We start from the raw sequence: 26532 nt of genomic DNA on the forward strand, positions 1-26532 counted from the left end.
AGTTCCGAATCCAAACAGCCATTTTTATTCGTGAGGGGGTCATAAGGATGATTGATGCCTGTCGGCATCAGCAGCCTGAAAATACGAAGCCTCATGCTGTTTATAGCGGCGTACGGCATGGAAAGTTAGTGGCTAGATATCGATTTCGAATCTGGAGTTATAAACATACGCCGCAACCACACACTTACACATACTGATCATCAACTGCATGGGCCACCCCCAATGTTATAGCCAGGCAAATGGGTCACTCAGATGCGCGGGTTTATTGTGTCCAGGGTTCCTGGATGGCCGAAAACAACCAGGAACAGGTGAGCATTTAAAACCAGAATTAGTTAGCTTGACCCCATCAGCATCCCGCGCAAAAGGCTCTGATGTTAAAGACGGTATATCGCTTAGATTAAAACACCTAAACCTGCATCGACATAACGTCCTGATACGCCTGCATCAACTTATTACGCACCTGAATGCCCATCTGCATCGATACCGATGCTTTTTGCATATCGGCCATCACATCGTTCAGACCAATGCCCGGTACGCCGAGGGTGAATTTTTCGCCCTGCACGCGCGCCGCGGTTTGCGTGTCGCTGATCCGGTCCAGCGCCGCATGCAGCTGGCCCGCGAAGCTGACCGTCGACTGCACATCAGCCACGTTCTGATTACGCGCGGTCATCGCCGTTGCCTGGAGCTGGCTGATGACGCTTTCAATGCCCTGTATTGCCATGACTTTCCCCTGATGGTTTTCTACGCGCTCAAGAGTAGCAGTCTGTCAATGAGATAAAGGCGCTAAATAGCGTTAAAAAACCAGGTTATTTGACGCATAGAAATTCCCGTTTCAACAAATAATGGCACAGCCATGATTATGGAATTTTTTGTGTGTTTGCCGACCCGGGAGTCTGTTTTGTTTCTCCACACTAATAATGAAATCCACGATGAGTCGCGAGGTGCGCTATGAGTGCGTCAGCAACAACAAGCCCTCAAACTAAATCTCTCGAATGGATGAGCCGCTTGCGCGCGAACCCTAAAGTGCCGTTGATCGTGGCAGGCGCTGCCGCCATCGCGATTGTTGTCGCTATGGTCTTATGGGCCAAACAACCAGACTACCGCACGCTCTTCAGCAACCTTTCCGATCAGGATGGCGGCGCTATCGTCACCCAGCTCACCCAGATGAACGTCCCTTACCGCTTCGCGGATAACGGCGGCGCGCTGGAAGTCCCCGCCGATAAAGTTCATGAACTCCGCTTACGTCTTGCCCAGCAAGGCCTGCCGAAAGGCGGGGCAGTAGGCTTTGAACTGCTGGATCAGGAAAAATTTGGCATCAGCCAGTTCAGCGAGCAGGTGAACTATCAGCGCGCGCTGGAAGGCGAACTGGCCCGTACCATCGAAACGCTGGGTCCGCTGAAAAGCGCCCGCGTGCACCTGGCCATGCCGAAACCGACCCTGTTTGTCCGGGAACAAAAAGCCCCTTCGGCATCCGTCACCGTTAATCTGCAGCCTGGCCGCGCGCTGGACGAAGGGCAAATCAGTGCGGTGGTGCATCTGGTCTCCAGCGCCGTGGCGGGTTTACCGCCGGGTAATGTGACCCTGGTGGATCAGACGGGTCGTCTGTTAACCAAATCCAACACCGGCGATCGCGACCTCAATGACGCACAGCTGAAATATGCCACTGATGTGGAAAATCGCATTCAGAGCCGCATCGAAGCCATTCTCGGGCCGATTGTAGGGACAACCAACGTTCATGCCCAGGTTACCGCGCAGATCGATTTCTCCGATAAAGAGCAGACCGAAGAGCAGTATCGTCCGAACGGCGATGCCGCCCAGGCGGTGATGCGTTCGCGTCAGGTAAATGAAAATCTGCAGGTGGGCGGCCCATTCCCGGGGGGTGTACCGGGTGCGCTCTCTAACCAACCAGCCCCGGCCAACACTGCGCCGATTAATGCGCCAGCGCAGAACCCGCAGAACGGTCAGCAGGCGAATCAGCAGCAAACGGCGGCTGCGGCCAATTCCGGCCCGCGCACCAGCAGCCGCAACGAAACCACTAACTACGAAGTCGATCGCACCATTCGCCACACCAAAATGAACACGGGTGATGTGCAGCGTCTCTCCGTGGCGGTGGTCGTCAACTACAAAACTCTGCCGGACGGTAAGCCGCTACCGCTGACCGCCGAGCAGATGAAACAGATTGAAAACCTGACCCGTGAAGCGATGGGTTACTCAGAGACGCGTGGCGATACCTTAAACGTCGTGAACTCGCCGTTCAGTGCGGTTGACGATAACAGCGGCGAGCTGCCGTTCTGGAAAACTCAGTCCTTTATCGCCCAGATGATGGATGCCGGTCGCTGGCTGCTGGTGGTGATTGTCGCCTGGCTGCTGTGGCGTAAAGCGGTACGTCCGCAGCTGGTACGCCGCGCCGAAGAGGCGAAGGCGCTGAAAGAGCAGACCATGCTGCGTCAGGAAACAGAAGAAGCGGTGGAAGTCCGTCTCAGCAAAGACGAACAGCTGCAGCAGCGCCGTGCTAACCAGCGCATGGGCGCTGAGGTGATGAGCCAGCGTATTCGCGAAATGTCAGATAACGATCCGCGCGTCGTGGCGCTGGTCATTCGCCAGTGGATGAGTAACGAAAATGAGTAACCTTACCGGAACGGATAAAAGCGTCATCCTGCTGATGACCATTGGCGAGGACCGGGCGGCGGAGGTGTTCAAACACCTCTCCCAGCGCGAAGTGCAGATTCTCAGTGCGGCAATGGCCAACGTGCGTCAGATCTCCAACAAACAGCTGACCGACGTATTGTCGGAGTTTGAGCAGGAAGCGGAACAGTTTGCGGCGCTCAACGTCAATGCCAACGAATACCTGCGTTCGGTGTTGGTCAAAGCCCTCGGCGAAGAGCGTGCCGCCAGCCTGCTGGAGGATATTCTCGAGACCCGCGATACCGCCAGCGGCATCGAAACGCTCAACTTTATGGAGCCGCAGACCGCAGCCGATCTTATTCGCGACGAACATCCGCAGATCATCGCCACTATCCTGGTTCACCTTAAGCGTGGTCAGGCGGCCGATATTCTGGCGCTGTTCGACGAGCGCCTGCGTCACGATGTGATGCTGCGTATCGCCACCTTCGGCGGCGTCCAGCCGGCGGCGCTGGCGGAACTGACCGAGGTACTGAATGGCCTGCTTGATGGCCAGAACCTCAAGCGCAGCAAAATGGGCGGCGTGAGAACGGCGGCCGAAATTATCAACCTGATGAAAACGCAGCAGGAAGAGGCGGTTATTACCGCAGTGCGCGAATTCGACGGCGAACTGGCGCAGAAAATTATCGACGAAATGTTCCTGTTCGAAAACCTGGTCGACGTGGACGACCGCAGTATCCAGCGCCTGCTGCAGGAAGTGGACTCCGAATCGCTGCTTATCGCCCTCAAAGGCGCCGAACAGCCGCTGCGCGAGAAGTTCCTGCGCAACATGTCCCAGCGTGCGGCGGATATCCTGCGCGACGACCTTGCCAACCGTGGCCCGGTCCGTCTGTCTCAGGTGGAAAACGAACAGAAAGCGATCCTGCTTATTGTGCGTCGTCTGGCAGAAACCGGCGAGATGGTGGTAGGCAGCGGCGAGGATACCTATGTCTGATGAACTGCCGTGGAAAGTCTGGACCCCGGACGATCTCTCCCCTCCCCGCGCGGAATTTGTGCCTGCGGCCGTCGCTTCTGCCGATCTGGGCGAGGAAGAGGACGCGCCAGAGCTGAGCGAAGAGGAGCAGCGCGCGCAGCAGCTGGCGCAGATCCAGATGCAGGCGCACGATCAAGGCTACGCGGCCGGTCTGAACGAAGGCAGGCAGAAAGGCCAGGAGCAGGGCTATCAGGAAGGTCTGACTCAGGGGCTGGCCCAGGGGTTAGAACAGGCGCGTTCGCAGCAGGCGCCGATCCATGCCCGGATGCAGCAGCTGGTGAGCGAGTTCCAGAATACCCTGGACGCGCTGGACAGCGTGATCGCCTCGCGCCTGATGCAGATGGCGCTTGAGGCGGCACGCCAGGTGATTGGCCATACGCCGCCAGTGGATAACTCTTCGCTTATCAAACAGATCCAGGGGTTGCTGCAGCAGGAGCCCTTGTTCAGCGGCAAACCGCAGCTGCGCGTCCACCCAGACGATCTGCAGCGCGTGGAAGAGATGCTCGGCGCGACCCTGAGCCTGCACGGCTGGCGTCTGCGCGGCGATCCGACCCTGCATCACGGCGGCTGCAAAGTCTCTGCCGATGAAGGGGATCTGGATGCCAGCGTGGCAACCCGCTGGCAGGAACTGTGCCGCCTGGCGGCACCGGGAGTCATCTGATGACCGCTCGCCTCACCCGTTGGCTCACCACCCTCGACAACTTTGAAGCGAAGATGGCGCAACTGCCCCCCGTTCGTCGCTATGGCCGCTTAACCCGCGCCACCGGTCTGGTACTGGAGGCGACGGGCCTGCAACTGCCGCTGGGGGCCACCTGCATTATCGAACGGCAGGACGGTAACGAGATCCACGAAGTCGAGAGCGAAGTGGTCGGCTTTAACGGCCAGCGTCTGTTCCTGATGCCGCTGGAAGAGGTCGAAGGCGTGCTGCCCGGCGCGCGGGTCTATGCCAAAAATTTCTCCAGCGACGGACTGCACAGCGGCAAGCAACTGCCGCTCGGCCCGGCGCTGCTCGGACGGGTGCTGGACGGCGCCGGTAAGCCGCTGGATGGCCTGCCCGCGCCCGACACCACCGAAACCGGGGCGCTGGTCACACCGCCCTTCAACCCGTTACAACGCACCCCAATCGAACACGTACTGGATACCGGCGTGCGCCCGATCAACGCCCTGCTGACCGTCGGTCGCGGCCAGCGTATGGGCCTTTTTGCCGGCTCCGGCGTCGGAAAATCGGTGCTGCTCGGCATGATGGCCCGCTACACCCAGGCCGACGTTATCGTGGTGGGACTGATTGGCGAGCGTGGCCGTGAAGTTAAAGATTTTATCGAGAACATCCTCGGTGCGGAGGGGCGTGCCCGCTCGGTCGTGATTGCCGCCCCGGCGGATGTCTCTCCCCTGCTGCGCATGCAGGGGGCTGCCTATGCCACCCGTATCGCCGAAGATTTTCGCGACCGCGGCCAGCACGTGCTGCTGATCATGGACTCCCTGACCCGTTATGCGATGGCCCAGCGTGAGATCGCTCTGGCGATTGGCGAGCCACCGGCTACCAAAGGCTACCCGCCTTCGGTGTTTGCCAAACTCCCGGCGTTGGTGGAGCGCGCCGGGAACGGCATCAATGGCGGGGGCTCCATTACCGCCTTTTACACGGTGCTGACCGAAGGCGATGACCAGCAGGACCCGATTGCCGACTCGGCACGCGCGATCCTCGACGGCCATATCGTCCTGTCGCGCCGCCTGGCCGAAGCGGGCCACTATCCGGCTATCGATATCGAAGCCTCTATCAGCCGTGCGATGACGGCGCTGATTACCGAGAAGCATTACGCCCGGGTGCGTAACTTCAAACAGCTGCTCTCCAGCTTCCAGCGCAACCGCGATCTGATCAGCGTCGGGGCGTATGCCAAAGGCAGCGACCCGATGCTCGACAAGGCGATTGCCCTGTGGCCGCATCTGGAGGCGTATCTGCAGCAGGGTATTTTTGAGAAGGCCGACTGGGAAAGCTCAATCCAGGCTCTGGAGATGATCTTCCCGCAGGTGTAACAAGGTAGAGGGCGAATGTCATGGCACAACACGGCGCATTAACCACGCTGAAAGATCTGGCCGAGCAAGATGTTGATCATGCCGCGCAGCACCTTGGGGTGATGCGCCGCGGACAGCAACAGGCGGAAGAGCAGCTGAAAATGTTGATTGACTACCAGCATGAGTATCGCACCAACCTCAATACCGATATGACGCAGGGCATCGGCAGCCAGCGCTGGATCAACTATCAACAGTTCATCCAGACGCTGGAGAAAGCGATCGAACAGCATCGCCAGCAGGTGGTTCAGTGGAGCAATAAAGTCGACCTTGCGTTAACAGCCTGGCGAGAGAAGAAACAGCGCTTACAGGCCTGGCAGACACTGCAGGATCGCCAGCTTGCCGCCGCAACCCTGGCGGAAAGCCGTCTCGATCAGAAAAAAATGGATGAATTTGCCCAGCGGGCATCAATGAGGACCCCGGAATGATCACCCTTCAACAACTGCTTTCGAGCGACAGCGATCTTACGGCTGGCGCGCGGGGCGGAAAAGCGGCCGACGGCGCGCAGGATTTTCTTGCCCTGCTGGCGGGCGCGTTAAGCGATGCCAAAGGTCAGGGCAAAGATGTCGGCCTGACGCTGAACGATCTCCACTCATCGGGCGGCAAGTTCGCCCAGGCGGCGCTGCAAACCGGTGCCGCCGATAGCGACGTTGACGCCGATGCCGGCAAGCTTGCCGAGCTGCTGGCGCGTCAGGATCTGACGCTATCCGATGAAGATGCCAGCCAGCCGGGGCTGGCACACGGCCTGTTGCCGGTCGCCAAAAGCGAGGTGCTGAAATCGCTGGCCCAGGCCGCTAAAGAGGCTGACAGCAAAACGGAGCTTAGCGAGGAAGAGCTGGCGGGATTAAGCGCCCTCATGGCGATGCTTCCCCACCAGCAGACCGCAACCGCGGCCGCGCCTCAGCCAGTGAGCGCCGGAAGCCTGGATGTGAAGGCGATGCTGAATGGCGATCGTGGTCATCAGCCAGCGCTGGATACCGATGCGCTGCGCACCGCAAAAAACGTGGCTCAGGATAAAGGTGCGGCCTTAGCTTCTGACACCCAACTGACGCCAGCCGTCGCCGCGGCAACGACCAGACAGGCGGCTGAGAGCACACCATCCCCGACCGGGCCGACCATCACGATGGGGCCGATTGTCAGCAATCTTACCTCTGCTCAGCCGACGATGGCCGCCGCACCGGTGGTCAGCGCCCAGCTGGGCAGCAATGAGTGGCAGCAGACCATCAGCCAGCACATCACGCTGTTCACCCGTCAGGGCCAGCAGAGCGCCGAGCTGCGTCTGCACCCGGAAGATCTGGGCCAGGTGCAAATTACGCTTAAGCTGGATGATAACCAGGCGCAGCTGCAGATGGTGTCAGGCCACAGCCACGTTCGCGCGGCGCTGGAAGCGGCACTGCCGGTGCTGCGTACTCAGCTGGCGGAAAACGGTATTCAGCTTACGCAAAGCAGCATCAGCAGTGAAAACTTTAACGGTCAACAGCAGGCCTCCTCTCAGCATCAGCAGCAGGCATCCCGCTCCGGCAATAACGGCGGATTTGATGAAGAGAGCGATGAGCTGCTGGCGGCACCGGCCTCGCTGCAGTCTGCAGCCCGTGGAAACAGTGCCGTCGATATCTTCGCCTAAACCTAAACGCCAGAGGTAGCGTGATTATCCCCGTCTTTTCGACCCTTTGACGGCGACAGGACACGGGATAATCACCACATTAGCAGTCCCGAAACAGGAAGCACGCAACAGATGACTGACTCCGCCATCACCAAAAAAAGTAAGCGTTCCATCTGGATCCCGCTGTTGGTGTTAATTACGCTCGCCGCCTGCGCCACCGCAGGTTACAGCTACTGGCGTATGAATAAAGCCCCTTCAGCCGAAGCCAAAGTGGAGCCACCACCGCCGGCGGCACCTGTCTTTTTTGCGCTGGATACGTTCACCGTTAACCTGGGCGACGCCGATCACGTCTTTTACGTGGGCATTACGCTGCGTCTGAAAGACGAAGCTACCCGCGCGCGTCTGAGTGAATACCTGCCGGAAGTGCGCAGCCGTCTGCTGCTGCTGTTTTCTCGTCAGGATGCCACCCAGCTCTCTACCGATGAAGGTAAGCAGAAGCTGGTGGAAGCCATTAAGCAAACGCTGGCCGCGCCTCTGATCAGCGGTCAACCTAAGCAGGAAGTCACCGACGTTCTGTATACAGCTTTCATTCTGCGGTAACGACATGGGCGACAGTATTCTTTCTCAGGCGGAAATCGATGCGCTGCTCAACGGCGACAGCGATAAAGCCGACGAACCAAAAGCGGGCCTGGCGGGCGAAAGTGATATTCGCCCCTACGATCCCAATACCCAGCGTCGCGTGGTGCGCGAGCGTCTGCAGGCGCTGGAGATCATCAACGAACGTTTTGCCCGTCAGTTCCGTATGGGGCTGTTTAACCTGCTGCGCCGTAGCCCGGATATTACCGTCGGTGCGATCCGCATTCAGCCGTATCATGAGTTCGCCCGTAACCTGCCGGTGCCGACGAACCTCAACCTAATCCATCTGAAACCGCTGCGTGGCACGGGTCTGTTCGTCTTCTCGCCAAGCCTGGTGTTTATCGCCGTAGATAACCTCTTCGGCGGCGACGGACGTTTCCCGACTAAAGTGGAAGGCCGCGAGTTCACCCACACCGAACAGCGCGTTATCAACCGCATGCTGAAGCTGGCCCTTGAGGGGTACAGCGACGCATGGAAGGCGATCCACCCGCTCGACGTGGAGTATGTGCGTTCCGAGATGCAGGTGAAGTTCACCAACATTACCACCTCGCCAAACGACATCGTGGTCAACACCCCGTTCCACGTGGAGATCGGCAACCTGACCGGCGAATTCAATATCTGCCTGCCGTTCAGCATGATTGAGCCGCTGCGCGAAGTGCTGGTGAACCCGCCGCTGGAGAACTCCCGCCATGAAGATCAGAACTGGCGTGAGAACCTGGTACGCCAGGTTCAGCACTCCCAGTTAGAACTGGTGGCCAATTTTGCCGACGTGCCGCTGCGTTTGTCGCAGATCTTAAAATTAAAACCCGGCGATGTTCTGCCGATAGAAAAACCCGACCGCATCATTGCGCATGTGGATGGCGTGCCCGTGCTGACCAGCCAGTATGGCACCGTGAATAATCAGTACGCGTTACGCGTTGAGCACCTGATCAACCCGATTTTGAATTCTCTGAATGAGGAACAGCCCAAATGAGTGATATGAACAATCCGTCCGATGACAACACCGGAGCACTGGACGATCTGTGGGCTGAGGCGTTAAACGAACAAAAAGCACCGGCCAGCAAAAGCGTTGCCGATTCGGTATTCCAGCAGCTGGGCGGCGGCGACGTCAGCGGTACGCTGCAGGATATCGATCTGATTATGGATATCCCGGTCAAGCTGACCGTGGAGCTGGGCCGTACCCGCATGACCATTAAAGAGCTGCTGCGCCTGACGCAGGGTTCGGTCGTGGCGCTGGATGGCCTGGCCGGTGAGCCGCTGGATATTCTGATCAACGGCTACCTGATTGCCCAGGGTGAAGTTGTGGTTGTCGCCGATAAGTACGGCGTGCGTATCACCGACATCATTACCCCGTCTGAACGTATGCGTCGTCTGAGCCGTTAAGCATGAAGACCCAGGCAGTCGTCTCTCAGCCCTCTGCGGTGCCAGGTTCGCCGCTGCTTCAGGTCAGCGGCGCGCTGCTGGGTATTATTGCCTTTATTCTCGTTGCCGCCTGGCTGGCTAAACGCGTGGGACTGGCGGGCAAAACCGCCGGTGCCCGCGGGCTGAAGCTCGCTGCCAGCACTTCGCTGGGCCCGCGTGAGCGCGTGGTGATCGTTGAAGTGGAAGACGCCCGGCTGGTGCTGGGTGTGACCGCCTCAAACATTAATATTCTGCATAAATTACCGCCTGCGCCGGTCTCTGAGGAGAGTCGCACAGAGGTTCCACAGGATTTTCAGTCCGTGATGAAGAGTTTGCTTAAGCGTTCCGGGAGATCGTGATGCGCCGTTTGTTATCCCTTACGCTTGCCGGGGTTGGCCTGTTTGCTCCCGCCGTGTATGCCCAGTTGCCCGGCCTGATCTCGACGCCGATGGCCAATGGCGGTCAGAGCTGGTCTCTGCCTGTTCAGACGCTGGTGTTTATCACCTCGCTGACCTTTATCCCGGCTATTCTGCTGATGATGACCAGCTTTACCCGCATCATCATCGTCTTCGGTCTGCTGCGAAACGCCCTGGGTACCCCGTCCGCGCCGCCTAACCAGGTGCTGCTCGGTCTCTCCCTGTTTTTGACCTTTTTCATTATGTCGCCGGTGATCGACAAGATTTACACCGACGCCTATCAGCCCTTCAGCGAAGAGAAGATCTCCATGCAGGAGGCGCTGGAAAAAGGGGCGCAACCGCTGCGGGAATTTATGCTACGTCAGACCCGCGAAGCTGACCTGGCGCTCTTTGCCCGTCTGGCGAACGCCGGGCCGATCCAGGGGCCTGAGGCGGTGCCGATGCGCATTCTGCTGCCCGCTTACGTCACCAGCGAGCTGAAAACCGCCTTTCAGATTGGTTTTACGATCTTCATTCCGTTTTTGATTATCGACCTTGTTATCGCCAGCGTCCTGATGGCGCTGGGGATGATGATGGTGCCGCCAGCAACCATTGCCCTGCCCTTCAAGCTGATGCTCTTTGTCCTGGTGGACGGCTGGCAGCTGCTGGTGGGGTCGCTGGCACAAAGTTTCTACAGTTAAGGAGCGCCCGGTGACGCCAGAATCGGTCATGATGATGGGCACGGAAGCGATGAAGGTCGCCATCTCCGTTGCCGCTCCCCTGCTGCTGGTGGCGCTGGTCACCGGTCTGATCATCAGTATCCTGCAGGCCGCCACGCAGATTAACGAGATGACGCTGTCGTTTATCCCGAAAATCATCGCCGTGTTTGTGGCGATCATTATCGCCGGGCCGTGGATGCTCAACCTGCTGCTGGATTACATGCGCAATCTGTTCACTAACCTGCCCTATATCATCGGCTAGGTATGCTGCAAGTTACCAGCATCCAGTGGCTTGAGTGGCTGGGCCTCTACTTCTGGCCGCTCTTGCGCATCCTGGCCCTGATCTCCACCGCGCCGATCCTGAGCGAGCGGGCGATACCCAAGCGGGTCAAGCTGGGCCTGGCTATTCTCATTACCATCATCGTTGCCCCAACGCTGCCGCCGGTAAATGTGCCAATTTTCTCCGCGCCAGCCCTGTGGGTTGGGCTACAGCAGATCCTGATTGGCGTGGCCATCGGCTTTACGATGCAGTTTGCCTTTGCCGCCGTGCGCACCGCCGGGGAGCTGATTGGTCTGCAGATGGGTCTCTCCTTCGCCACCTTCTTTGACCCTGGCAGTCGGCTTAACATGCCGATCATTGCTCGTATCATCGACCTGCTGGCGATGCTGCTGTTTATGTCCTTTGACGGGCATCTGTGGCTGATTTCGATGCTGGTGGATACCTTCCACACCCTGCCGATTGGCGGGGAGCCGGTAAACAGCAACGCTTTTATGGCGCTGACCCGTGCGGCCGGGCTGATTTTCCTTAACGGCCTGATGCTGGCGCTGCCGCTGATTACCCTGCTGCTGATCGTCAACCTGGCGCTGGGTTTACTTAACCGTATGGCGCCACAGCTGTCGGTGTTTGTCATTGGTTTCCCTATCACCCTGACTATCGGCCTTGTGCTTATCGGCCTCTTAATGCCGCTTATTGCGCCATTCTGCGAACATCTATTTAGTGAAATATTTAATTTATTGGCCAATATCGTGCGCGAGCTTTCCGTGAAACAATAAACCCTCTTTTTTATATTGTCTTTCTGAGGATATTCCTAAAATAGAAAATGAGAAACATCTGCCAGGATATATCTGGAGCGGGTTTAATGCTTTTATACTCCTCACATAATTCAACATTTACTTTACTTTAAGAAGTTTCCTGGCAAATTATACGTAACTTTACGGGATAGTGAGTTCGCCTGAAAGTCCTTGTAATGCTCACAGGTAATTTATTTTTCCATCCCGTTTGGCTGTTAAAGAGCTCTCAGGCAGGTGGTGAATTATCGTTATGCATTGAGTGAGGGTATGCCATGTCAACGATCATTATGGATTTATGCAGTTACACCCGGCTAGGGTTAACCGGGTATCTGGCCAGCAGAGGGGTAAAGAAAAAAGAGATCAACGATGTACATACGGTTGACGAACTTGCCGCCGCATGTGACGCCCTTACGCCAGGTGTGGTGTTTATTAATGAGGACTGTTTCATTCACGATCCCGCCAACAGTCAGCAAATAAAGCAGATCATTAATCAGCATCCCGGCACCCTGTTTATTGTTTTTATGGCTATAGCCAATATCCATTTCGATGAATATTTGCGGGTGCGTCAGAATCTTCTGATTAGTTCGAAATCTATTAAGCCGGAATCGCTGGATGAACTGATCGGGGATTATTTAAACAAAGAGATAAAGAGTGTAGCGAAATTTAATTTTCCCACTTTATCATTAAGCCGAACTGAATCCAGCATGCTGCGAATGTGGATGGCTGGACAGGGAACGATTCAGATTTCAGACCAGATGAATATCAAGGCGAAAACCGTATCGTCACATAAAGGAAATATTAAAAGGAAGATTAAAACGCATAATAAGCAAGTGATCTATCATGTCGTTCGCCTGACCGACAATGTGACCAACGGAATTTACGTTAATCTGCGTTAACCCCTTCCCTTTTTGCCACGTAAACCGATCTCTGGCTATGCCAGAGATTTTTCATTTCGGCCGCGCCAGCCCGCGTCAGCCGACACGCATGTTACTCCACGCTCTCAACAAAAATCCCGTCAGGGTGGCCAAGCTCGTTAAAGAACCAGATCCCGAGCGGGTAGTCCTCCAGCGAGACCAGATACATCGTGCCTTCATTAAACTGCTCAACTGCCAGTACCACACCCGGGCGACGCGGCCCGCCGTCGGTTTTGACGGTTACCCGATCGTTGACGTTCATAAAATCCTCCTCTGGTTTTGAGCCAGTGTAGAACAAAACGTGAAAACTGGCAGCGTGTTGCTGCGCGATTGCCGCTTTTATCGGCGGTCTATACTTAAAGCTGTAAAGGGTAAACGAGGAGTACGCAATGAAGACCGAAAAAGAGTACAGCGAAACGGCTAAACGGGAAGTGAATGTTGATGTGGATGCCTTGCTCGCCGCGATCAATGAAATCAGCGAGAGCGAAGTACAGCGCATAGAGGATGACCCTACCCGGGTACGGGTTAACAATCGGGATTACCATACCTGGCGCGAGCTGGCTGAAGCCTTTGAGCTGGATATCCATGATTTCAGCGTCACAGAGGTGAATCGCTGATGCGAAAAAAATCCCGGTCATGGGTGACCGGGATCAAACTTGCTCATGCAAGAAGCACTTGTAAATTCGTTACACCAGGAAATCTGATGTCGCGTAAACATTATCTGCAATTTTTTTGCAAGACAAGGAAATATTCTTCATATTTATAGTTTCCCTGTGCAATTAAAATGTTGATTATAGTTGCCCAACAGGCGTCAGCCGTGGGGTGCGCGGGATCGGTTCCATAAGATAACCGTTTTGCAGAATTTTATTTTAAGAAAATTCTTATAAAAGACCTTCATCTGTTAGGGGAGATGCTATGCCTTCACTCGACGATCCGCTGCTTATCTATAGCGATCTGGACGGCACATTGCTGGATATTCACACCTATGACTGGCAGCCCGCTCTTGGCTGGCTGGATACCTTACAGGACCATCAGATCCCGGTGATCCTCTGCAGCAGCAAAACCGCGGCGGAGATGCTGGAGATCCAGAGCGATCTGGGGCTGGAGGGCTTGCCCTTTATTGCCGAAAATGGCGCGGTGATCCAGCTGGATGTCCGCTGGGATGACCATCCCAACGCCCCACGGTTAATCAATGGCGCTCCCCATGCCGATATCGTTAACATCATCAATCAATTGCGCGCCCGGGAGGGTTACAAATTCACCACCTTCGATGACGTGGACGAGCGGGTTATTAGTGAGTGGACCGGTCTTAATTATGCCCGTGCTAGGCTGGCGAAACTGCATGAAGCCTCGGTGACGCTCATCTGGCGCGACAGCGATGAGAGAATGGCTGCGTTTGAAGATGCGCTGACCGCGCTGGGGTTGAAGTATGTTCAGGGCGCACGGTTCTGGCACATTCTTGATGAGCGCGGCGGTAAGGATCAGGCGATTAACTGGCTCAACGAGCAATACCTGCAGCGCGAAGGCGCGCTTCCCACTACTCTCGGTCTGGGTGACGGGCCAAACGACGCGCCGCTGCTGGATAGTGTCGATTTCGCGGTGGTGGTTAAAGGCATCAATCGCCAGGGAATTACGCTCAAAAACGACGATCCGGCGCGGGTTTACCACACCCACCAGCCTGGTCCTGCTGGCTGGCGTGAAGCGCTGGATCACTTCTTCTCGTCCTGACCCACCACCTGGTTGCGTCCTCGCTGCTTCGCCTGGTAAAGCCGGGCGTCGGCGATGGACTGTAGCTGTTCAAAATCGTAGTTACCGCTCTCCTCTGCGCTGCTGACGCCAATCGACACGCTGACGCGCGTCGTCTGGCTTTTTTTCACCAGGATTTCCCGACGATTGATGCGCTCGCGGATCCGCTCGGCAATTGCCATCGCCTGTTCCGGCCCGGTGTCCGGTAACACTACACAGAACTCTTCTCCGCCGACACGTCCGGCAACATCGGTGTCCCTTATCGTGCGGGTAATTAAGCCAGCCGCATGCGTCAGCACTTTATCCCCCGCCTGGTGACCAAAGCTGTCGTTAACCCGTTTGAAATGGTCAAGATCCATCTGCATCACCGAGTAGGGCTGATTTTGCTGTTCACACCGCTTCGCCAGCGCTTTTGCCCGCTCAAACAGCGCGCCACGGTTATTTATCCGGGTCAGCGGATCGTGCCAGGCCTGCCACTGCAGCGAGTGTTGCAGGCGGTACATATTGCTGACCATCCGGCGGATCACAAACCATGAGCCCACCAGCATCGCGGTAAAGAGCAGCCACAGCATCGCCAGCGCGATAGTAATGCTGCCGAAATCACCGTTCGCCCCTTCCCTCAGGGTGTGGATGCGCAGCACAAGACCATTAAAATGATCCAGATGATGCCAGTTGACGTAGCGGCTCCCCAGACGGATATCCCCTTCGGTATCTTTTTCCAGAGCAGCGGCAATTTGCGCCCGCTCGCGCTCGTCAAAATGATTCACGTTGTCCGCAATATTCTCCGACGTGGCGAGCAGATTAAAGCCTTTATCATAGAGCTGGAACTCACCTTCACCATTGCCGTCTACTGCATCCTGCAGCAGTTTCTTCAGCCCCGGGAGCGTAAACTCTAACGCCAGCGCGCCGTACCAGTAGCGTTGGTAATCGACCGGTACGCTGACGGTAACGGTGCGATCGTCTGCCCCATGCGTAAACCAGCGCACGCTTCGGGCCCGGTTCTCACGCTCCGACTGGCCGGTGTACCACGGACGTGTGACCGAATGATAGTAGCGGGAGATAATGTCACCTCCCCAGTCGGTGGGATCGGTTGAGACGTAAAACCCGGCGCGGGAAACATAGACCACGCGCCTGGCGTGTGCTGCCGGAGAGTCGATGCGCAGCAAATAGCCCATTTCAAACGCGGCGCTCAACTCTCTTTCAATCCGTTCATCATCACGTGACAGGCTGGTGGTTTGCCGTACAAAGGCATCAGAAACACCGTTCAAGGGTAAGGTGCGACGCACATCGAAGGTCAGCTGCCAGGAGGGCTTGCCCTGCAGATCGTTAAAGTGGTCGACAGTATTACGCAACAGTGGGGATGCGAGGGGCGTTTCAAGGGCGTCGCGCATGCCGTTGCGAAAGAACAGCAGCTTTTCCACGCTGAACTCAAGCTGGCGATCCAGTGAATTGGCCACCGTCTCCAGATGATTTTTCTGGCTGGCCGCGTACGCATCCTCCAGCACCACGGCTTCACGCCAGGTCAACAGCGTGGAGAAGATGAGGACGACAATAAAGCAGATGTTAACAACCCGTCCCGGATGAAAGCGATGTCGTGCCGTAAAAGCGTCTTTTCCTGAAACGATGTCGTGCTCCACACCTACTCCGTGAAGGCCACCTTCGCCATCTGCATGACGTCAAAGCCTGGCTGATTTTGCAATGCTACTGCGGTTGGCGCGATTATAACGTACAAAAACGCCCGGCAGTGCCGGGCGTAGCGTGACTTAAGCCTTGTCCTGTCGCCGGGTGCCATCACCATGCTGAAGCTCATCTTCATGAAACGCTTCCTGCTTGATGCCGTAACCGTCGTACCAGCGACATTCCACCATTCCGCTTGCATAGCCGGTGACGACCATACGTGGGCCGCCATTTTTAGGCTTAACTTCATCGCTGACCAGAAAGACCATAACCGCCTCCTTTATCAGTGTGAAACTGTATCAATTTAGTCGAGGAATAACAGTTATGCCTGGTATAGCTTCAACCTATTAATGTGAGTGCCCTCGCATTTTTTCCACAACTTTCACGACTGCCACAACGATAAGGCCAATGATAAAGCCGAGCACCAGGTTGAGTAAGGTTGGCAAAATGTCTGCAATAACAGATGCTTGCGATTCTGAAAAGTGTTCAATGGCATGATGCAGCGGCGCAATACCGTGCACCACAATCCCGCCGCCGACCAGGAACATCGCCAGGGTGCCAATCACCGATAACGACTTCATTAGCCAGGGCGCAATCACCAGCAGCGCTTTGCCTGTGGCCTTCGCCAGCGCATTGCGCTTTTCGTTTAGCCAGTAGCCGATATCGTCCAGTTTGACGATGAGCCCTACCAGACCGTAAACCCCAATGGTCACCAGAACGGCGATCCCCGAGAGCACCAGCACCTGATTCAGCAGCGGCGCATCCGCCACGATACCCAGAGTGATGGCGACAATTTCCGCCGACAGAATAAAGTCGGTGCGAACAGCCCCCTTCACCTTATCGCGCTCGAAGGCGACAGGATCCTTTGCTGCCAGCGCTTCCAGACGCTGTTGCCGCGCGGCCGGAGACTCCTTCTCCTTATCTTTACGTGATGCCAGGGAGTGGAGGATTTTCTCCGCCCCTTCAAAACAGAGAAACGCCCCGCCGATCATCAGCAACGGCGTAATGGCCCACGGAATAAAGGCGCTGATCAATAGCGCCAGCGGCACGAGGATCACTTTATTGAGCAACGATCCCTTCGCCACGGCCCAGACCACGGGCAGTTCCCGGTTGGCACGCACGCCCGTCACCTGTTGGGCGTTTAGCGACAAATCGTCACCCAGCACGCCTGCGGTCTTTTTCGCCGCCAGTTTTCCCATCAGTGAAATATCGTCCAGCAGCGTGGCGATATCATCCAGCAGAGTTAATAAGCTACTTCCCGCCAAAATAAGGTTCCTTCTTTTTGTTAATTACCACGACAGTATGGAGTAAAACCGCAAACCTCGAAACCACCCCGTATATGTCAACAAATTATTCACATCAACGACACAATTAAAGGACTCGCCAGCGTGATAGTTTTCACGTTAACTATATGCGACCTTTTTAATTCGCCGTGAGGGAGTATGCGTTTCAGGCAAGTCTTACCATTAGCGGGCGCCCTGTTTGCGCTCTATATCATCTGGGGCTCCACCTACTTCGTGATCCGCATTGGGGTGGAAAGCTGGCCCCCTCTGCTGATGGCGGGGGTGCGGTTCCTCTCGGCGGGTACGCTGCTGCTGGCGTTTCTGCTCCTGCGCGGCCATAGGCTGCCGCCGCTGCGTCCGTTGATCAATGCCGCCCTGATTGGCGTCCTGCTGCTGACGGTGGGCAATGGCTTTGTCACCGTCGCCGAGCATCAGAATGTGCCGTCCGGTATCGCCGCGGTGGTGGTGGCCACCGTTCCGCTGTTCACCCTCTGCTTCAGCCGTCTTTTTGGCATCAAAACGCGCAAGCTGGAGTGGCTGGGGATCGCCATCGGGATGGTGGGCATTATTCTGCTTAACAGCGGTGGTAACCTCAGCGGTAATCCGTGGGGAGCGGTGTTGATCCTGATTGGCTCGATGAGCTGGGCGTTTGGTTCGGTTTACGGCTCGCGCATTGAATTGCCCTCCGGCATGATGGCCGGCGCCATTGAGATGGTCACCGCCGGGATCGTACTGCTGGCAGCGTCCCTGCTGTCGGGGGAGAAAATGACCGCCCTACCCGACCTCTCAGGGTGGCTGGCGGTGGGCTATCTGGCGATTTTCGGTTCGGTGATCGCGATTAACGCCTATATGTTTCTGATCCGCAATGTCTCACCGGCGGTCGCCACCAGCTATGCCTATGTCAATCCAGTAGTGGCCGTCCTGTTGGGCACGGGTCTTGGCGGGGAATCGCTCTCGGCGACAGAGTGGCTGGCGCTGGGGATTATTATTATGGCGGTGGTGCTGGTGACGCTCGGCAAGTACCTGCTGCCGGCAAAACCGGTGGTTACCTCTTGTCAGGCTGAGAAACCGTAAGCGGGCGAATGCCCTGCGTGTCGATCTGCGCGGCGTTACCGCCGCTGCAGATCCACTCTTCCAGCCGCTCCGTGAGCGCCCTGTCATCGAGCTTCATTTTGCCGCGCAGCGCGCACTCCCACACCACCAGCACCCGCCAGCCCTGCTCCTGCAACACAGCGATATCTCGTGCATCACGCGCGACATTCTTGCCAATTTTTTCCAGCCAGAAATCGGTGCGGGTCGCCGGGACTTTAAACAGATAGCAGTCGTGACGATGCCAGAAACAGCCGTGGGTAAAGATCACACACGTATGGCTGTCGATGACAAAATCAGGCCGTCCGGCAAGGGCGGCATCCTGCACACGAAACTCAAAACCGACCTCCGTAAGCAGGCCGGCCAGCCGTTTTTCGATAGCCGTATCCCGCGTGCCGATGGCGCGCATGTTTTTACTGCGGGTGGCTTTATTATGAACGTCCGCCATTCGCGGCCTCAGCCTTGCGTTTCTCAACTGCCTGCAAAATGCGCGACTCCAGCAACCGGGCGACAGCTGCAAAAGCTGGCACGACCACCGAATTACCAAACTGGCGATAGGCCTGTGTATCTGATACCGGAATGCGGAAGCCGTAGCCCTGAGGGGTTTCAAATCCCATCAATCGCGCGCACTCCCGCGGCGTCAAACGGCGCGGACGGTGGCGCTGGTTTTCGGCATCATCGAAATCGCGCTCGCCAAGGGCTTTATCCCAGCCTCTGTCGATGAGGATCTCGGCGCCATCTTTGTAATAGCGTGCCGACAGCGTGCGGGCGACGCTGTGTGGGTTGGTAGGATCGACCATGCCGAAACCAAAACCGTTGCCCTTCGCCTGATGCTTTTTGGCATAGCGATAAAGATATTTCCACAGCACCGGGGTGAGAATGAATTTGGCGTCCACCACGGGCTCAAGCAGATCGGCAATGGTCGGGCGTCGGGTCGGCCACAGCCCCGGGAGATCCCGCAGCGTAAAATTACCACACAGGTTGAGATCGCGACGAAAGCCTACCAGCACAATGCGCTCGCGGTGCTGCGGCAGAAAATGTTTACCGTCAACGATCTTAGGATCGTCCGGGCCGCTGTCAGCGGCATCCGCCACGTCATATCCCAGTTCATCCAGGGTCTGCATGATGATGCGGAACGTTTTGCCCCCGTCGTGGCTCTTCAGGTTTTTGACGTTTTCAAGGACGAAGATGGCCGGGCGGCGGGCATCAATAATGCGCGCCACATCGAAGAAGAGGGTTCCCTGGGTATCGCAGGCAAAGCCGTGCGCGCGGCCCAGCGCGTTCTTTTTTGATACTCCGGCCAGGGAAAACGGCTGGCACGGGAAGCCCGCGAGCAGGACGTCATGGGCAGGAATGTTGTCACGAATGTGCTGCGCCGCCTCTTCGTCCGTCACACCGCTCTGGTGGCTGAGCGTCACTTCGCGAATGTCCTCGTTGAACTGATGCGCGTCAGGATCGCAATACCAGTTGGCTTTATAGGTACGCACCGCGTGTTTATTCCATTCGCTGGTAAACACGCACTGCCCGCCAATCGCCTCAAAGCCGTGGCGGATGCCGCCGATCCCGGCGAAGAGATCGACAAAACGGAAAGCATAGTGAGGATGACAGGCTGGCGGACGAGGCAGCAGATTTTGCAAGACGCTATATTCGCCGTCGCTGAGACGACGCCCTGCCCGCTCACTGGTCACCAGCCGCTTAATGATTGCCGGGCTCCAGTGGCTTTCGCCCTGAGCATTCAGCAGATGCGCCAGCGTTCTGGCATCGTAAATTTCCAGCAGTTGGCACAATAACGCCTGCACTGACGCCGTTGATTTTTCTGCCAGCAAAAACGCGGACTCCGTCACTGATACATTTTCCTGCATACATTTAACCGGACCAAAAGGGGTTAAAAGAGAGTAACACAGAAAGCCTTTACAGACTTTCCCGGAAACGCTGTAACACCGCACTGTCGGTGCCTTCGTAATCACCGCGTAGTTCGGCACTCAGCCGGGCCATAAACTGGATTAAAAAATCAGCGCTCTGACGCGCCAGCTCACGCCCGGCGGCGGTTTGCATCGTCTGCGGCAGGCGCAGCAATTTGGTCTGAAAATGGTCAAGCGCAAAGGCGCGGTCGTTCAGCTCGCGCTCATCGGCAAAGGGATCTTCCGGGTCGAAAAGCGGCACACCCAGCGCGCCAGAGACGGCAAACACGCGTGCCAGACCAATAGCACCCAGGGCTTCCAGTCTGTCAGCATCCTGCACGATTTTCGCTTCCAGCGTGCGCGGCGGGATCCCGGCACTGAAACTGTGCGCTTCAATCGCATGCTGAACGGCTGGGTAGCGTGGGGGCGGGAAATCGGCAAAGTCCTCGCGCAGGATCGCGATCGTTTTTTCCGCTGCAAGCTGCGACGAGCGGCCTCGCTGCGGATGATTTTTTGGCAGACTGACAATATCGTGAAAATAACAGGCGGCCAGGATCGCCAGCGCATCGACCGGCTGGTCAGCCATCAGGCGTTTAGCGGTGTTCCAGACACGACGGAAATGGGAGATATCATGGGCGGTATCCTCGCTGGCGTAATGCGCCGTCAGCCAGTTTTCAAAGCGTTGCTGCCACTGCACAAGTTCCATAGCGCTTTCCATAAAGTGAAAAGCTGTACAATAGCAACTATTTACCGATCTGACATATCACGCGGCCGGGTATACCAGGCAATGCCGCCGAGGATCGCCCCCACAACACTCAATACCAGAAAGCCGCACAGGGCGCCCAGCCACTTGCCGGCTGTCGAGCCGGGATCGCTTTGAATCAGCGAACCTGATACCGAGCTGACTTTACTGATGACCCATACATAGCGCGCCATCGCCCAGAGAAAGTAGCCGCAAAAGGCGTAAAATACCCACAATGCCAGTTTGCCGCCCAGGCTGCGTTCGTTTTTCATTGCCATGTTCTCCTCTCAGCGCAGCAGCACCACTACATTCACATCAATAATATAAAATGTGAAATAAATCACATTTTTCTATTTAATGCACTCTCCTGAGCAGATTTTATGCTGCCGATTTGCGTTAAGTTGATCTTAAGTAATTTTTAAGCGTGCCTGTTTATTACGCGGCTTCGCTTACGCGCTAATGAGAGGTCAGCAGGAGATCAATTATATTGCGGCATTATTTTGCTCTCAGCATTCCGATAAACCTGTTTTCTAAAGCTTATAATTATGTAATGATAAAGAGGTTATGAGCTTTTTTGTCGTTTCATGATTAAACACCCTTAAATTACCCTTATCTTCGCCCGATAATATTATCGGGCTTTTTTATTACTTTTTCCCGTCCTGAAAACATAAAGCAACCTAATAAATCCAAACCATCAATAACTAACTGATATAAAAATCAATAATCACCGTATATGCTTGTCTTAAACGTATAAAATAAACATATAAAGACACTTATATTAATATTTTGAAATACTCTAAATAATTCTGTTACATTTATTTTTAAACAGAAAAAACCTGCACTGAAATAGTATTACCTCCGTAACCCGGAGGGGCTTACGTATATTCATGAAGAAAATACATACAAAGGAATATATAATGAAAAGAAAAGTTCTGGCAGTTCTTGTCCCTGTTTTATTATGCGCTGGCGCGGCTAATGCGGCGGAGATTTTCAACAAGGACGGCAATAAATTCGATCTGTACGGAAAAATGGTCGGTGAGCGTATCTGGGACAAGACCGATGATAGCAACAGCGAGAATGCCGATACCTCCTATGCCCGTTTCGGTATCAAAGGCGAAACGCAGATCAACGACCAGTTGACCGGTTATGGCCAGTTTGAATACAACCTGAACGCCAGCACTCCGGAAGGCGAGCAGGATGAGAGCACCCGTCTGGCGTTCGCAGGCCTGAAATTCGGTGACTATGGTTCGTTCGACTATGGCCGTAACTACGGCGTGGCGTACGATGCAGGTGCATACACCGATATGCTGGTGGAATGGGGTGGCGACTCCTGGGTTCACACCGATAACTTCATGACTGGCCGCACAACCGGCGTGGCGACCTATCGCAACAGCGACTTCTTTGGTGCCGTTGAGGGTCTGGATTTTGCCCTCCAGTACCAGGGTAAAAACAACGATCGTCAGATGAAAAAAGCCAACGGTGACGGCTACAGCACTTCTCTGGCCTACAACTTTGATGGCTTCGGCTTCGTGGGTGTATACGGTAAGTCTGACCGTACCAACAAGCAGACTGCTGACGGCTACGGCGATACCGCAGAAATCTGGTCACTGGCAGCGAAGTATGATGCCAACAACCTCTATGCTGCGGTGATGTACGGTGAAACCCGTAACATGACCTGGGCGGGAGATGCGGGTTTCGCTAACAAAACCCGCAACGTCGAAGCCGTGGTCCAGTACCAGTTCGATTTCGGCCTGCGTCCTTCTCTGGGCTACGTCTACTCCCAGGGCAAAGACCTGTATGCACGTAACGGTCATGGCGGCGTTGATGCCGATCTGGTGAACTATGTTGAACTGGGTACCTGGTACTACTTCAACAAAAACATGAACGTTTATACCGCCTATAAATTCAACCTGCTGGATGAAGACGAAGCGGGTATTACTGGCGCGCATGCTGATGACCAGTTCGCGATGGGTATCGTTTACCAGTTCTGATTGAGATCGCCAAACGCTCTTAAGCCCGCTGCAAAGCGGGCTTTTTACTTTCTGTCGCCACCAGTTTTACATCGCTTTTACAAATCCCGCCCATCAGCGATAATGCCCCCCTTTCCCTCTTGACCGGAGTTTCAATGCGCGATTTGCCGCCCCTTCCCCCCACGCACAAGCGCCCAATGAAACTGAACACGCTGGTCACGCTGATGGTGTACGGTGTAACGGGCGCAATATTACTGGTGATTTTTGTTCTCTACTTTGCCCAAATCACCCGCGCCACCCGTGATGGTGTGCGGGATACCGCTCTCGCCGTCGCCAGAACCCTGGCCGACAGCCCGGAGGTGATCCGCGGCTTATCCTTCCCGCCGGACAGCAACATTATTCAGCCTGTCGCTATGGCAGTGATGCAGCGTAATAATCTGCTGTTTGCCGTTGTCACCAATATGCAGGGGATCCGCTATTCCCATCCTAACAGCGCCCTGCTCGGCAAAGCTTTTATTGGGGCCGATCTGCGGCCTGCGCTGGAGGATAAAGAGAATGTCGCCATCAATCACGGCGTACTCGACGAGGCGCTGCGCGTGTTCACTCCGGTGTATAACGCGCACCACCAGCAAATTGGTGTCGTTGCCGTGGGGATCTCACTGAATAAAGTAGAGCAGCAGATCGCCCGCAATCGCTGGGACGCCATCTGGCTGGTGCTGTTCAGCGCGCTGCTGGGCGCGCTCGGCGCCTGGGGACTGGTGCGGATGCTGAAGCGCATTCTGTTTGGGCTGGAGCCTTATCAAATCTCAGCCCTGCTCGAACAACGTCAGGCGATGCTGCACTCCCTGCGCGAAGGGGTGATCGCCGTGGATCAGCAGGGGCGTGTAACGATGGTCAACCACGCCGCCCGCCAGATCCTGAATATCAGCGCCAGCAGCAAGGCCCTGCACGAGGAACCGCTGCTGGCGAATCTGCGCGAGGTGCTGCGTAGCGGCATGGCTCGCCAGGACCAGGAGCTCAACTGCCACGGCAGGTTGTTGCTCTGCAATACCTTGCCCGTCAGGAGCGATAATCAGCTGATGGGCGCCATCACGACGTTTCGTGATAAGACGGAGATTAGCCAGCTCCTGCAACGGCTGGACGGTATGGTGAACTATCTGGATGCGCTGCGCAGCCACTCCCATGAGTTTATGAACAAGCTGCATGTGATACTTGGGCTGCTGCATATGAAGCACTATGCCAGACTGGAAGAGTATGTTCTGTCGACCGCCAACGCCTGGCAGACCGATGTCGGCACGCTACAGCGCAACATCAAATCGCCGGTGGTCGCAGGATTTCTGCTGGGTAAAATCAATCGCGCCAGAGAGACAGGGTTTCGCCTGACGCTCTCCGATGCCAGTCAGGTGCCGGATAATCCCAATGCGCAGCAGGTCGCCGGGCTGATTACCGTGCTGGGTAATCTGATTGAAAATGCGCTTGATGCTATGACTGAGCAGCCCGAGGGCGAAATCGGTCTGCTGCTGCACTATCAGCAGGGCTGGCTTAGCGCCGAGGTGAGCGACGATGGTCCGGGCATCGCCCCGGAACATCTGCACACCATTTTTAGCAAAGGGTTTTCTACCAAAGGGGAGAACCGGGGGGTGGGATTATACCTGGCCCGTCAGCAGATCGAGGATCTGGGCGGAGAGATCGTCGTTGAATCGGAACCGGGCGTGTTTACCCAGTTTTTTGTGCAACTCCCCTGGGAGAGTGAAAGGAATAGCGCGTGATACATGTTTTAATTGTTGATGACGATGCCATGGTGGCCGATCTTAACCGCCAGTACGTCAATCGGGTTGAGGGTTTTTGCTGCTGCGGCGTAGCCACTTCCCTGGCAGAAGCCGGGGCCATACTTCACTCCCCTGCCCGGCAGGTTGACCTGATCCTGCTGGATGTCTATATGCAGCGCGATAATGGCCTGAGCCTGCTGCCGGTTATCCGGGCATCCGGGCGCAAAACAGACGTCATTATGATTACCTCGGCCTCTGATGGTGCCACTATTCAGGTCGCCATGCACTATGGTGTGGTGGACTATCTGATCAAACCGTTTCAGTTCCCGCGTTTCGAAGAGGCACTAAAGGGCTGGCGCGAAAAAAAGCAGCTGATGGAAGCGCATCAGTATTATGACCAGGCTGATGTTGACCGGCTTCTGCGTGGCGGTGCGCCGGCGCTGGCAGACAGCCGCCGTCTGCCAAAAGGGTTAACCCCGCAGACGCTGCGAACGCTATGCCTGTGGATTGATGCGCATCCGGAAACGGAGTTCTCCACCGACGAACTGGCTGGCGCAGTTAATATCTCGCGGGTATCCTGCCGCAAATACCTGATTTGGCTGGCGCAGGTCAACATTTTGCACACCAGCATTCACTACGGCGCGACCGGCCGACCGGTCTATCGCTATCGCCTGCGGCCCGAGCAGATTGCCCTGCTCAGACAGTATTGCCACCAAGAGTAATGAATGCACTTCAACCTCTTCCGATAAACATCCTGATTTAGCTCACATATATTGTCTTGAGGCAGTAAAGGGCTATTACTCCACATAAGTGGAATGATAAGGTAGCCAGCGTAAAAGATCTCTGACGAGAAAACGTGCGGAAAGGGTGACGGAAGAGAGCGTGGCGGAGAGAGGGGGATTTGAACCCCCGGTAGAGTTGCCCCTACTCCGGTTTTCGAGACCGGTCCGTTCAGCCGCTCCGGCATCTCTCCGTTTTGATGTTGCCATCATGCCGGGTAATTTGGCATTTTAACAGACCATAACCGTTCAATTTTGTTCAAGTGACGAGTTTGCGAGCAAAGCGATGATTAAGTGGCCCTGGAAATCGAATGAATCCGCCCGAAGCGCGGCGCTGCCGTGGGAAGAGGCCCTGGCGATCCCCGTCCTGTCCACCTTATCGGATGAGGATAAATCGCGTCTGGTACAGCTTGCCATACGGTTCTTACAGCAAAAACGCCTGGTTCCATTGCAGGGTTTTGAGCTCGACGATCGCAAAAGCACCCGCATAGCGCTGCTCTTTTGCCTGCCGGTACTGCAGCTGGGGATCGAGTGGCTGGACGGTTTTCATGAAGTTCTTATCTATCCGGCACCTTTTGTAGTGGATGACGAATGGGAGGATGAGATCGGGCTGGTGCACAATCAGCGGATGGTGCAGTCCGGTCAGAGCTGGCAGCAAGGGCCGATTATCCTCAACTGGCTGGATATTCAGGACTCGTTCGATGCGTCAGGTTTCAACCTCATCATTCACGAAGTGGCCCACAAACTGGATACCCGTAACGGCGATCGCGCCAGCGGCGTTCCCTTTATTCCCCTGCGTGAAGTGGCAGGCTGGGAACACGATCTGCACGCCGCCATGAACAATATTCAGGATGAGATCGATCTGGTGGGCGAAAGCGCGGCCAGTATCGACGCCTATGCTGCCACCGATCCCGCCGAATGCTTTGCGGTATTGTCGGAATATTTCTTCAGTGCACCCGAACTTTTCGCTCCGCGCTTCCCGGCCCTGTGGCAGCGTTTTTGCCACTTTTACCAGCAGGACCCGCTACAGCGTTTACGTGAAAATGAAGGACCTGGCGAAGATTCCGCCGCGCAAGTACACTAAAACAGCAGCCTGTGTCATAATTAATCAATTG

At 55.8% G+C, this 26532-nt stretch carries 29 protein-coding genes, 1 tRNA gene and 1 pseudogene; 21 read left to right on the top strand and 10 right to left on the bottom strand.

The annotated features are described in order from the left end of the window. Nucleotides 1–406: 406 nt before the first annotated feature. Nucleotides 407–721 carry a flagellar hook-basal body complex protein FliE gene (fliE, locus tag C2U54_RS19430; protein WP_103180141.1) on the bottom strand — a complete coding sequence of 105 codons (315 nt, stop codon included), beginning with the start codon at nucleotides 719–721 and terminating at the stop codon, nucleotides 407–409. A 227-nt stretch (nucleotides 722–948) separates the two neighbouring features. On the opposite strand from fliE, the gene fliF reads away from it, so the two are divergent. From fliF to rcsA, 14 genes and pseudogenes are all read left to right on the top strand, one after another. Continuing rightward, the gene (fliF, locus tag C2U54_RS19435; RefSeq protein ID WP_103180142.1) at nucleotides 949–2628 is read left to right on the top strand and encodes a flagellar basal-body MS-ring/collar protein FliF; all 1680 of its coding nucleotides are present in this window, start codon (nucleotides 949–951) and stop codon (nucleotides 2626–2628) included. Further along, nucleotides 2621–3616 (top strand): flagellar motor switch protein FliG, encoded by a 996-nt coding sequence (fliG, locus tag C2U54_RS19440; protein WP_103180143.1) that lies wholly within the window; start codon nucleotides 2621–2623, stop codon nucleotides 3614–3616. The genes fliF and fliG overlap by 8 nt, the downstream gene beginning before the upstream one ends. Continuing rightward, a complete protein-coding gene (gene fliH / locus C2U54_RS19445; RefSeq protein WP_103180144.1) occupies nucleotides 3609–4316 on the top strand; it encodes a flagellar assembly protein FliH in 708 nt (235 codons plus the stop codon). The genes fliG and fliH overlap by 8 nt, the downstream gene beginning before the upstream one ends. Beyond that, on the top strand, nucleotides 4316–5686 hold the full coding sequence (fliI, locus tag C2U54_RS19450; RefSeq protein ID WP_103180145.1) for a flagellar protein export ATPase FliI: 1371 nt from the start codon (nucleotides 4316–4318) through the stop codon (nucleotides 5684–5686). The genes fliH and fliI overlap by 1 nt, the downstream gene beginning before the upstream one ends. Nucleotides 5687–5706: 20 nt before the next feature. Then, a complete protein-coding gene (gene fliJ / locus C2U54_RS19455) occupies nucleotides 5707–6150 on the top strand; it encodes a flagellar export protein FliJ (protein WP_103180146.1) in 444 nt (147 codons plus the stop codon). Further along, nucleotides 6147–7346, top strand: coding sequence for a flagellar hook length control protein FliK (gene fliK / locus C2U54_RS19460; RefSeq protein ID WP_103180147.1), 1200 nt, complete (start codon nucleotides 6147–6149; stop codon nucleotides 7344–7346). Before fliJ ends, fliK begins: the two co-directional genes overlap by 4 nt. A gap of 111 nt (nucleotides 7347–7457) precedes the next feature. Continuing rightward, nucleotides 7458–7925, top strand: a complete 468-nt coding sequence (fliL, locus tag C2U54_RS19465) for a flagellar basal body-associated protein FliL (protein WP_103180148.1) — start codon at nucleotides 7458–7460, stop codon at nucleotides 7923–7925. A gap of 4 nt (nucleotides 7926–7929) precedes the next feature. Next, nucleotides 7930–8934 (top strand): flagellar motor switch protein FliM, encoded by a 1005-nt coding sequence (fliM, locus tag C2U54_RS19470; protein WP_103180149.1) that lies wholly within the window; start codon nucleotides 7930–7932, stop codon nucleotides 8932–8934. Continuing rightward, nucleotides 8931–9344, top strand: a complete 414-nt coding sequence (fliN, locus tag C2U54_RS19475) for a flagellar motor switch protein FliN (RefSeq protein ID WP_103180150.1) — start codon at nucleotides 8931–8933, stop codon at nucleotides 9342–9344. The genes fliM and fliN overlap by 4 nt, the downstream gene beginning before the upstream one ends. 2 nt (nucleotides 9345–9346) lie before the next feature. Further along, nucleotides 9347–9721, top strand: coding sequence for a flagellar biosynthetic protein FliO (gene fliO, locus C2U54_RS19480; protein ID WP_103180151.1), 375 nt, complete (start codon nucleotides 9347–9349; stop codon nucleotides 9719–9721). After that, complete coding sequence (gene fliP / locus C2U54_RS19485) at nucleotides 9721–10458, top strand: flagellar type III secretion system pore protein FliP (protein WP_103180152.1); 738 nt, start codon at nucleotides 9721–9723, stop codon at nucleotides 10456–10458. The genes fliO and fliP overlap by 1 nt, the downstream gene beginning before the upstream one ends. 10 nt (nucleotides 10459–10468) lie before the next feature. Next, nucleotides 10469–10738, top strand: a complete 270-nt coding sequence (fliQ, locus tag C2U54_RS19490) for a flagellar biosynthesis protein FliQ (protein WP_032612271.1) — start codon at nucleotides 10469–10471, stop codon at nucleotides 10736–10738. Between the two features lie 2 nt (nucleotides 10739–10740). After that, nucleotides 10741–11533: pseudogene (fliR, locus tag C2U54_RS19495) on the top strand (flagellar biosynthetic protein FliR); the annotation flags it as partial. 286 nt (nucleotides 11534–11819) lie between these two features. Continuing rightward, nucleotides 11820–12443 carry a transcriptional regulator RcsA gene (rcsA, locus tag C2U54_RS19500; protein WP_103180154.1) on the top strand — a complete coding sequence of 208 codons (624 nt, stop codon included), beginning with the start codon at nucleotides 11820–11822 and terminating at the stop codon, nucleotides 12441–12443. Nucleotides 12444–12534: 91 nt separating this feature from the next. Here the strand turns inward: rcsA and dsrB are convergent, their stop codons facing one another. Continuing rightward, nucleotides 12535–12723 carry a protein DsrB gene (gene dsrB, locus C2U54_RS27625; protein WP_180209824.1) on the bottom strand — a complete coding sequence of 63 codons (189 nt, stop codon included), beginning with the start codon at nucleotides 12721–12723 and terminating at the stop codon, nucleotides 12535–12537. 127 nt (nucleotides 12724–12850) lie between these two features. Between dsrB and yodD the strand changes: the two genes are divergently transcribed. After that, complete coding sequence (yodD, locus tag C2U54_RS19510; protein WP_103180155.1) at nucleotides 12851–13078, top strand: YodD family peroxide/acid resistance protein; 228 nt, start codon at nucleotides 12851–12853, stop codon at nucleotides 13076–13078. A 298-nt stretch (nucleotides 13079–13376) separates the two neighbouring features. Beyond that, complete coding sequence (locus tag C2U54_RS19515; RefSeq protein ID WP_103180156.1) at nucleotides 13377–14189, top strand: mannosyl-3-phosphoglycerate phosphatase-related protein; 813 nt, start codon at nucleotides 13377–13379, stop codon at nucleotides 14187–14189. Here C2U54_RS19515 and dgcQ read toward each other — a convergent pair. The 3 genes from dgcQ to C2U54_RS19530 form a co-directional block, all read right to left on the bottom strand. Beyond that, complete coding sequence (gene dgcQ / locus C2U54_RS19520) at nucleotides 14171–15844, bottom strand: cellulose biosynthesis regulator diguanylate cyclase DgcQ (RefSeq protein ID WP_103180157.1); 1674 nt, start codon at nucleotides 15842–15844, stop codon at nucleotides 14171–14173. The two genes, C2U54_RS19515 and dgcQ, sit on opposite strands and share 19 nt — an antisense overlap. A 126-nt stretch (nucleotides 15845–15970) precedes the next feature. Then, complete coding sequence (locus C2U54_RS19525) at nucleotides 15971–16153, bottom strand: YodC family protein (RefSeq protein WP_103180158.1); 183 nt, start codon at nucleotides 16151–16153, stop codon at nucleotides 15971–15973. A gap of 78 nt (nucleotides 16154–16231) precedes the next feature. After that, the gene (locus C2U54_RS19530; protein WP_103180159.1) at nucleotides 16232–17149 is read right to left on the bottom strand and encodes a DUF808 domain-containing protein; all 918 of its coding nucleotides are present in this window, start codon (nucleotides 17147–17149) and stop codon (nucleotides 16232–16234) included. A gap of 177 nt (nucleotides 17150–17326) precedes the next feature. Between C2U54_RS19530 and yedA the strand changes: the two genes are divergently transcribed. Then, on the top strand, nucleotides 17327–18241 hold the full coding sequence (gene yedA / locus C2U54_RS19535) for a drug/metabolite exporter YedA (protein ID WP_103180160.1): 915 nt from the start codon (nucleotides 17327–17329) through the stop codon (nucleotides 18239–18241). Here the strand turns inward: yedA and C2U54_RS19540 are convergent. From C2U54_RS19540 to drpB, 4 genes are read right to left on the bottom strand one after another with little or no spacing between them, the layout of a single operon-like run. Further along, nucleotides 18213–18704 (bottom strand): very short patch repair endonuclease, encoded by a 492-nt coding sequence (locus tag C2U54_RS19540; protein WP_103180161.1) that lies wholly within the window; start codon nucleotides 18702–18704, stop codon nucleotides 18213–18215. The genes yedA and C2U54_RS19540 overlap by 29 nt on opposite strands. After that, the gene (locus C2U54_RS19545; RefSeq protein ID WP_168192028.1) at nucleotides 18688–20118 is read right to left on the bottom strand and encodes a DNA cytosine methyltransferase; all 1431 of its coding nucleotides are present in this window, start codon (nucleotides 20116–20118) and stop codon (nucleotides 18688–18690) included. The genes C2U54_RS19540 and C2U54_RS19545 overlap by 17 nt, the downstream gene beginning before the upstream one ends. A 49-nt stretch (nucleotides 20119–20167) precedes the next feature. Beyond that, entirely contained in the window at nucleotides 20168–20863 is a 696-nt protein-coding gene (locus C2U54_RS19550) for a phosphohydrolase (protein WP_103180163.1), read from the bottom strand. Nucleotides 20864–20904: 41 nt separating this feature from the next. Then, entirely contained in the window at nucleotides 20905–21177 is a 273-nt protein-coding gene (gene drpB / locus C2U54_RS19555) for a cell division protein DrpB (RefSeq protein ID WP_103180164.1), read from the bottom strand. Between the two features lie 639 nt (nucleotides 21178–21816). Here drpB and C2U54_RS19560 point away from each other — a divergent pair. The 3 genes from C2U54_RS19560 (at nucleotide 21817) to dcuR (ending at nucleotide 25360) form a co-directional block, all read left to right on the top strand. Further along, a complete protein-coding gene (locus tag C2U54_RS19560) occupies nucleotides 21817–22890 on the top strand; it encodes a porin (protein ID WP_103180165.1) in 1074 nt (357 codons plus the stop codon). Nucleotides 22891–23024: 134 nt separating this feature from the next. Further along, entirely contained in the window at nucleotides 23025–24638 is a 1614-nt protein-coding gene (locus tag C2U54_RS19565) for a sensor histidine kinase (protein ID WP_103180166.1), read from the top strand. Continuing rightward, nucleotides 24635–25360: a two-component system response regulator DcuR gene (dcuR, locus tag C2U54_RS19570; RefSeq protein ID WP_103180167.1), complete on the top strand. Its 726-nt coding sequence runs from the start codon at nucleotides 24635–24637 to the stop codon at nucleotides 25358–25360. The genes C2U54_RS19565 and dcuR overlap by 4 nt, the downstream gene beginning before the upstream one ends. Before the next feature lie 161 nt (nucleotides 25361–25521). Here dcuR and C2U54_RS19575 read toward each other — a convergent pair. Further along, nucleotides 25522–25611 (bottom strand) — tRNA-Ser (locus tag C2U54_RS19575). A 92-nt stretch (nucleotides 25612–25703) separates the two neighbouring features. On the opposite strand from C2U54_RS19575, the gene mtfA reads away from it, so the two are divergent. Next, complete coding sequence (mtfA, locus tag C2U54_RS19580) at nucleotides 25704–26501, top strand: DgsA anti-repressor MtfA (protein ID WP_103180168.1); 798 nt, start codon at nucleotides 25704–25706, stop codon at nucleotides 26499–26501. Nucleotides 26502–26532 lie beyond the last annotated feature (31 nt).

This window comes from Leclercia sp. LSNIH1 (assembly GCF_002902985.1).
GTDB lineage: Bacteria > Pseudomonadota > Gammaproteobacteria > Enterobacterales > Enterobacteriaceae > Enterobacter.

Bases quoted from the DNA above. Each gene is read 5' to 3' on its own strand.
- fliL (WP_103180148.1), top strand. From the start codon at position 7,458: ATGACTGACTCCGCCATCACCAAAAAAAGTAAGCGTTCCATCTGGATC.
- fliE (WP_103180141.1), bottom strand. From the start codon at position 721: ATGGCAATACAGGGCATTGAAAGCGTCATCAGCCAGCTCCAGGCAACG.
- fliG (WP_103180143.1), top strand. From the start codon at position 2,621: ATGAGTAACCTTACCGGAACGGATAAAAGCGTCATCCTGCTGATGACC.
- fliK (WP_103180147.1), top strand. From the start codon at position 6,147: ATGATCACCCTTCAACAACTGCTTTCGAGCGACAGCGATCTTACGGCT.
- C2U54_RS19560 (WP_103180165.1), top strand. From the start codon at position 21,817: ATGAAAAGAAAAGTTCTGGCAGTTCTTGTCCCTGTTTTATTATGCGCT.
- fliF (WP_103180142.1), top strand. From the start codon at position 949: ATGAGTGCGTCAGCAACAACAAGCCCTCAAACTAAATCTCTCGAATGG.
- drpB (WP_103180164.1), bottom strand. From the start codon at position 21,177: ATGGCAATGAAAAACGAACGCAGCCTGGGCGGCAAACTGGCATTGTGG.
- fliO (WP_103180151.1), top strand. From the start codon at position 9,347: ATGAAGACCCAGGCAGTCGTCTCTCAGCCCTCTGCGGTGCCAGGTTCG.
- C2U54_RS19565 (WP_103180166.1), top strand. From the start codon at position 23,025: ATGCGCGATTTGCCGCCCCTTCCCCCCACGCACAAGCGCCCAATGAAA.
- yodD (WP_103180155.1), top strand. From the start codon at position 12,851: ATGAAGACCGAAAAAGAGTACAGCGAAACGGCTAAACGGGAAGTGAAT.
- C2U54_RS19540 (WP_103180161.1), bottom strand. From the start codon at position 18,704: ATGGCGGACGTTCATAATAAAGCCACCCGCAGTAAAAACATGCGCGCC.
- fliH (WP_103180144.1), top strand. From the start codon at position 3,609: ATGTCTGATGAACTGCCGTGGAAAGTCTGGACCCCGGACGATCTCTCC.
- C2U54_RS19545 (WP_168192028.1), bottom strand. From the start codon at position 20,118: ATGCAGGAAAATGTATCAGTGACGGAGTCCGCGTTTTTGCTGGCAGAA.
- fliP (WP_103180152.1), top strand. From the start codon at position 9,721: ATGCGCCGTTTGTTATCCCTTACGCTTGCCGGGGTTGGCCTGTTTGCT.
- C2U54_RS19550 (WP_103180163.1), bottom strand. From the start codon at position 20,863: ATGGAACTTGTGCAGTGGCAGCAACGCTTTGAAAACTGGCTGACGGCG.
- fliJ (WP_103180146.1), top strand. From the start codon at position 5,707: ATGGCACAACACGGCGCATTAACCACGCTGAAAGATCTGGCCGAGCAA.
- C2U54_RS19515 (WP_103180156.1), top strand. From the start codon at position 13,377: ATGCCTTCACTCGACGATCCGCTGCTTATCTATAGCGATCTGGACGGC.
- fliM (WP_103180149.1), top strand. From the start codon at position 7,930: ATGGGCGACAGTATTCTTTCTCAGGCGGAAATCGATGCGCTGCTCAAC.
- yedA (WP_103180160.1), top strand. From the start codon at position 17,327: ATGCGTTTCAGGCAAGTCTTACCATTAGCGGGCGCCCTGTTTGCGCTC.
- mtfA (WP_103180168.1), top strand. From the start codon at position 25,704: ATGATTAAGTGGCCCTGGAAATCGAATGAATCCGCCCGAAGCGCGGCG.
- dsrB (WP_180209824.1), bottom strand. From the start codon at position 12,723: ATGAACGTCAACGATCGGGTAACCGTCAAAACCGACGGCGGGCCGCGT.
- C2U54_RS19525 (WP_103180158.1), bottom strand. From the start codon at position 16,153: ATGGTCTTTCTGGTCAGCGATGAAGTTAAGCCTAAAAATGGCGGCCCA.
- fliN (WP_103180150.1), top strand. From the start codon at position 8,931: ATGAGTGATATGAACAATCCGTCCGATGACAACACCGGAGCACTGGAC.
- rcsA (WP_103180154.1), top strand. From the start codon at position 11,820: ATGTCAACGATCATTATGGATTTATGCAGTTACACCCGGCTAGGGTTA.
- fliI (WP_103180145.1), top strand. From the start codon at position 4,316: ATGACCGCTCGCCTCACCCGTTGGCTCACCACCCTCGACAACTTTGAA.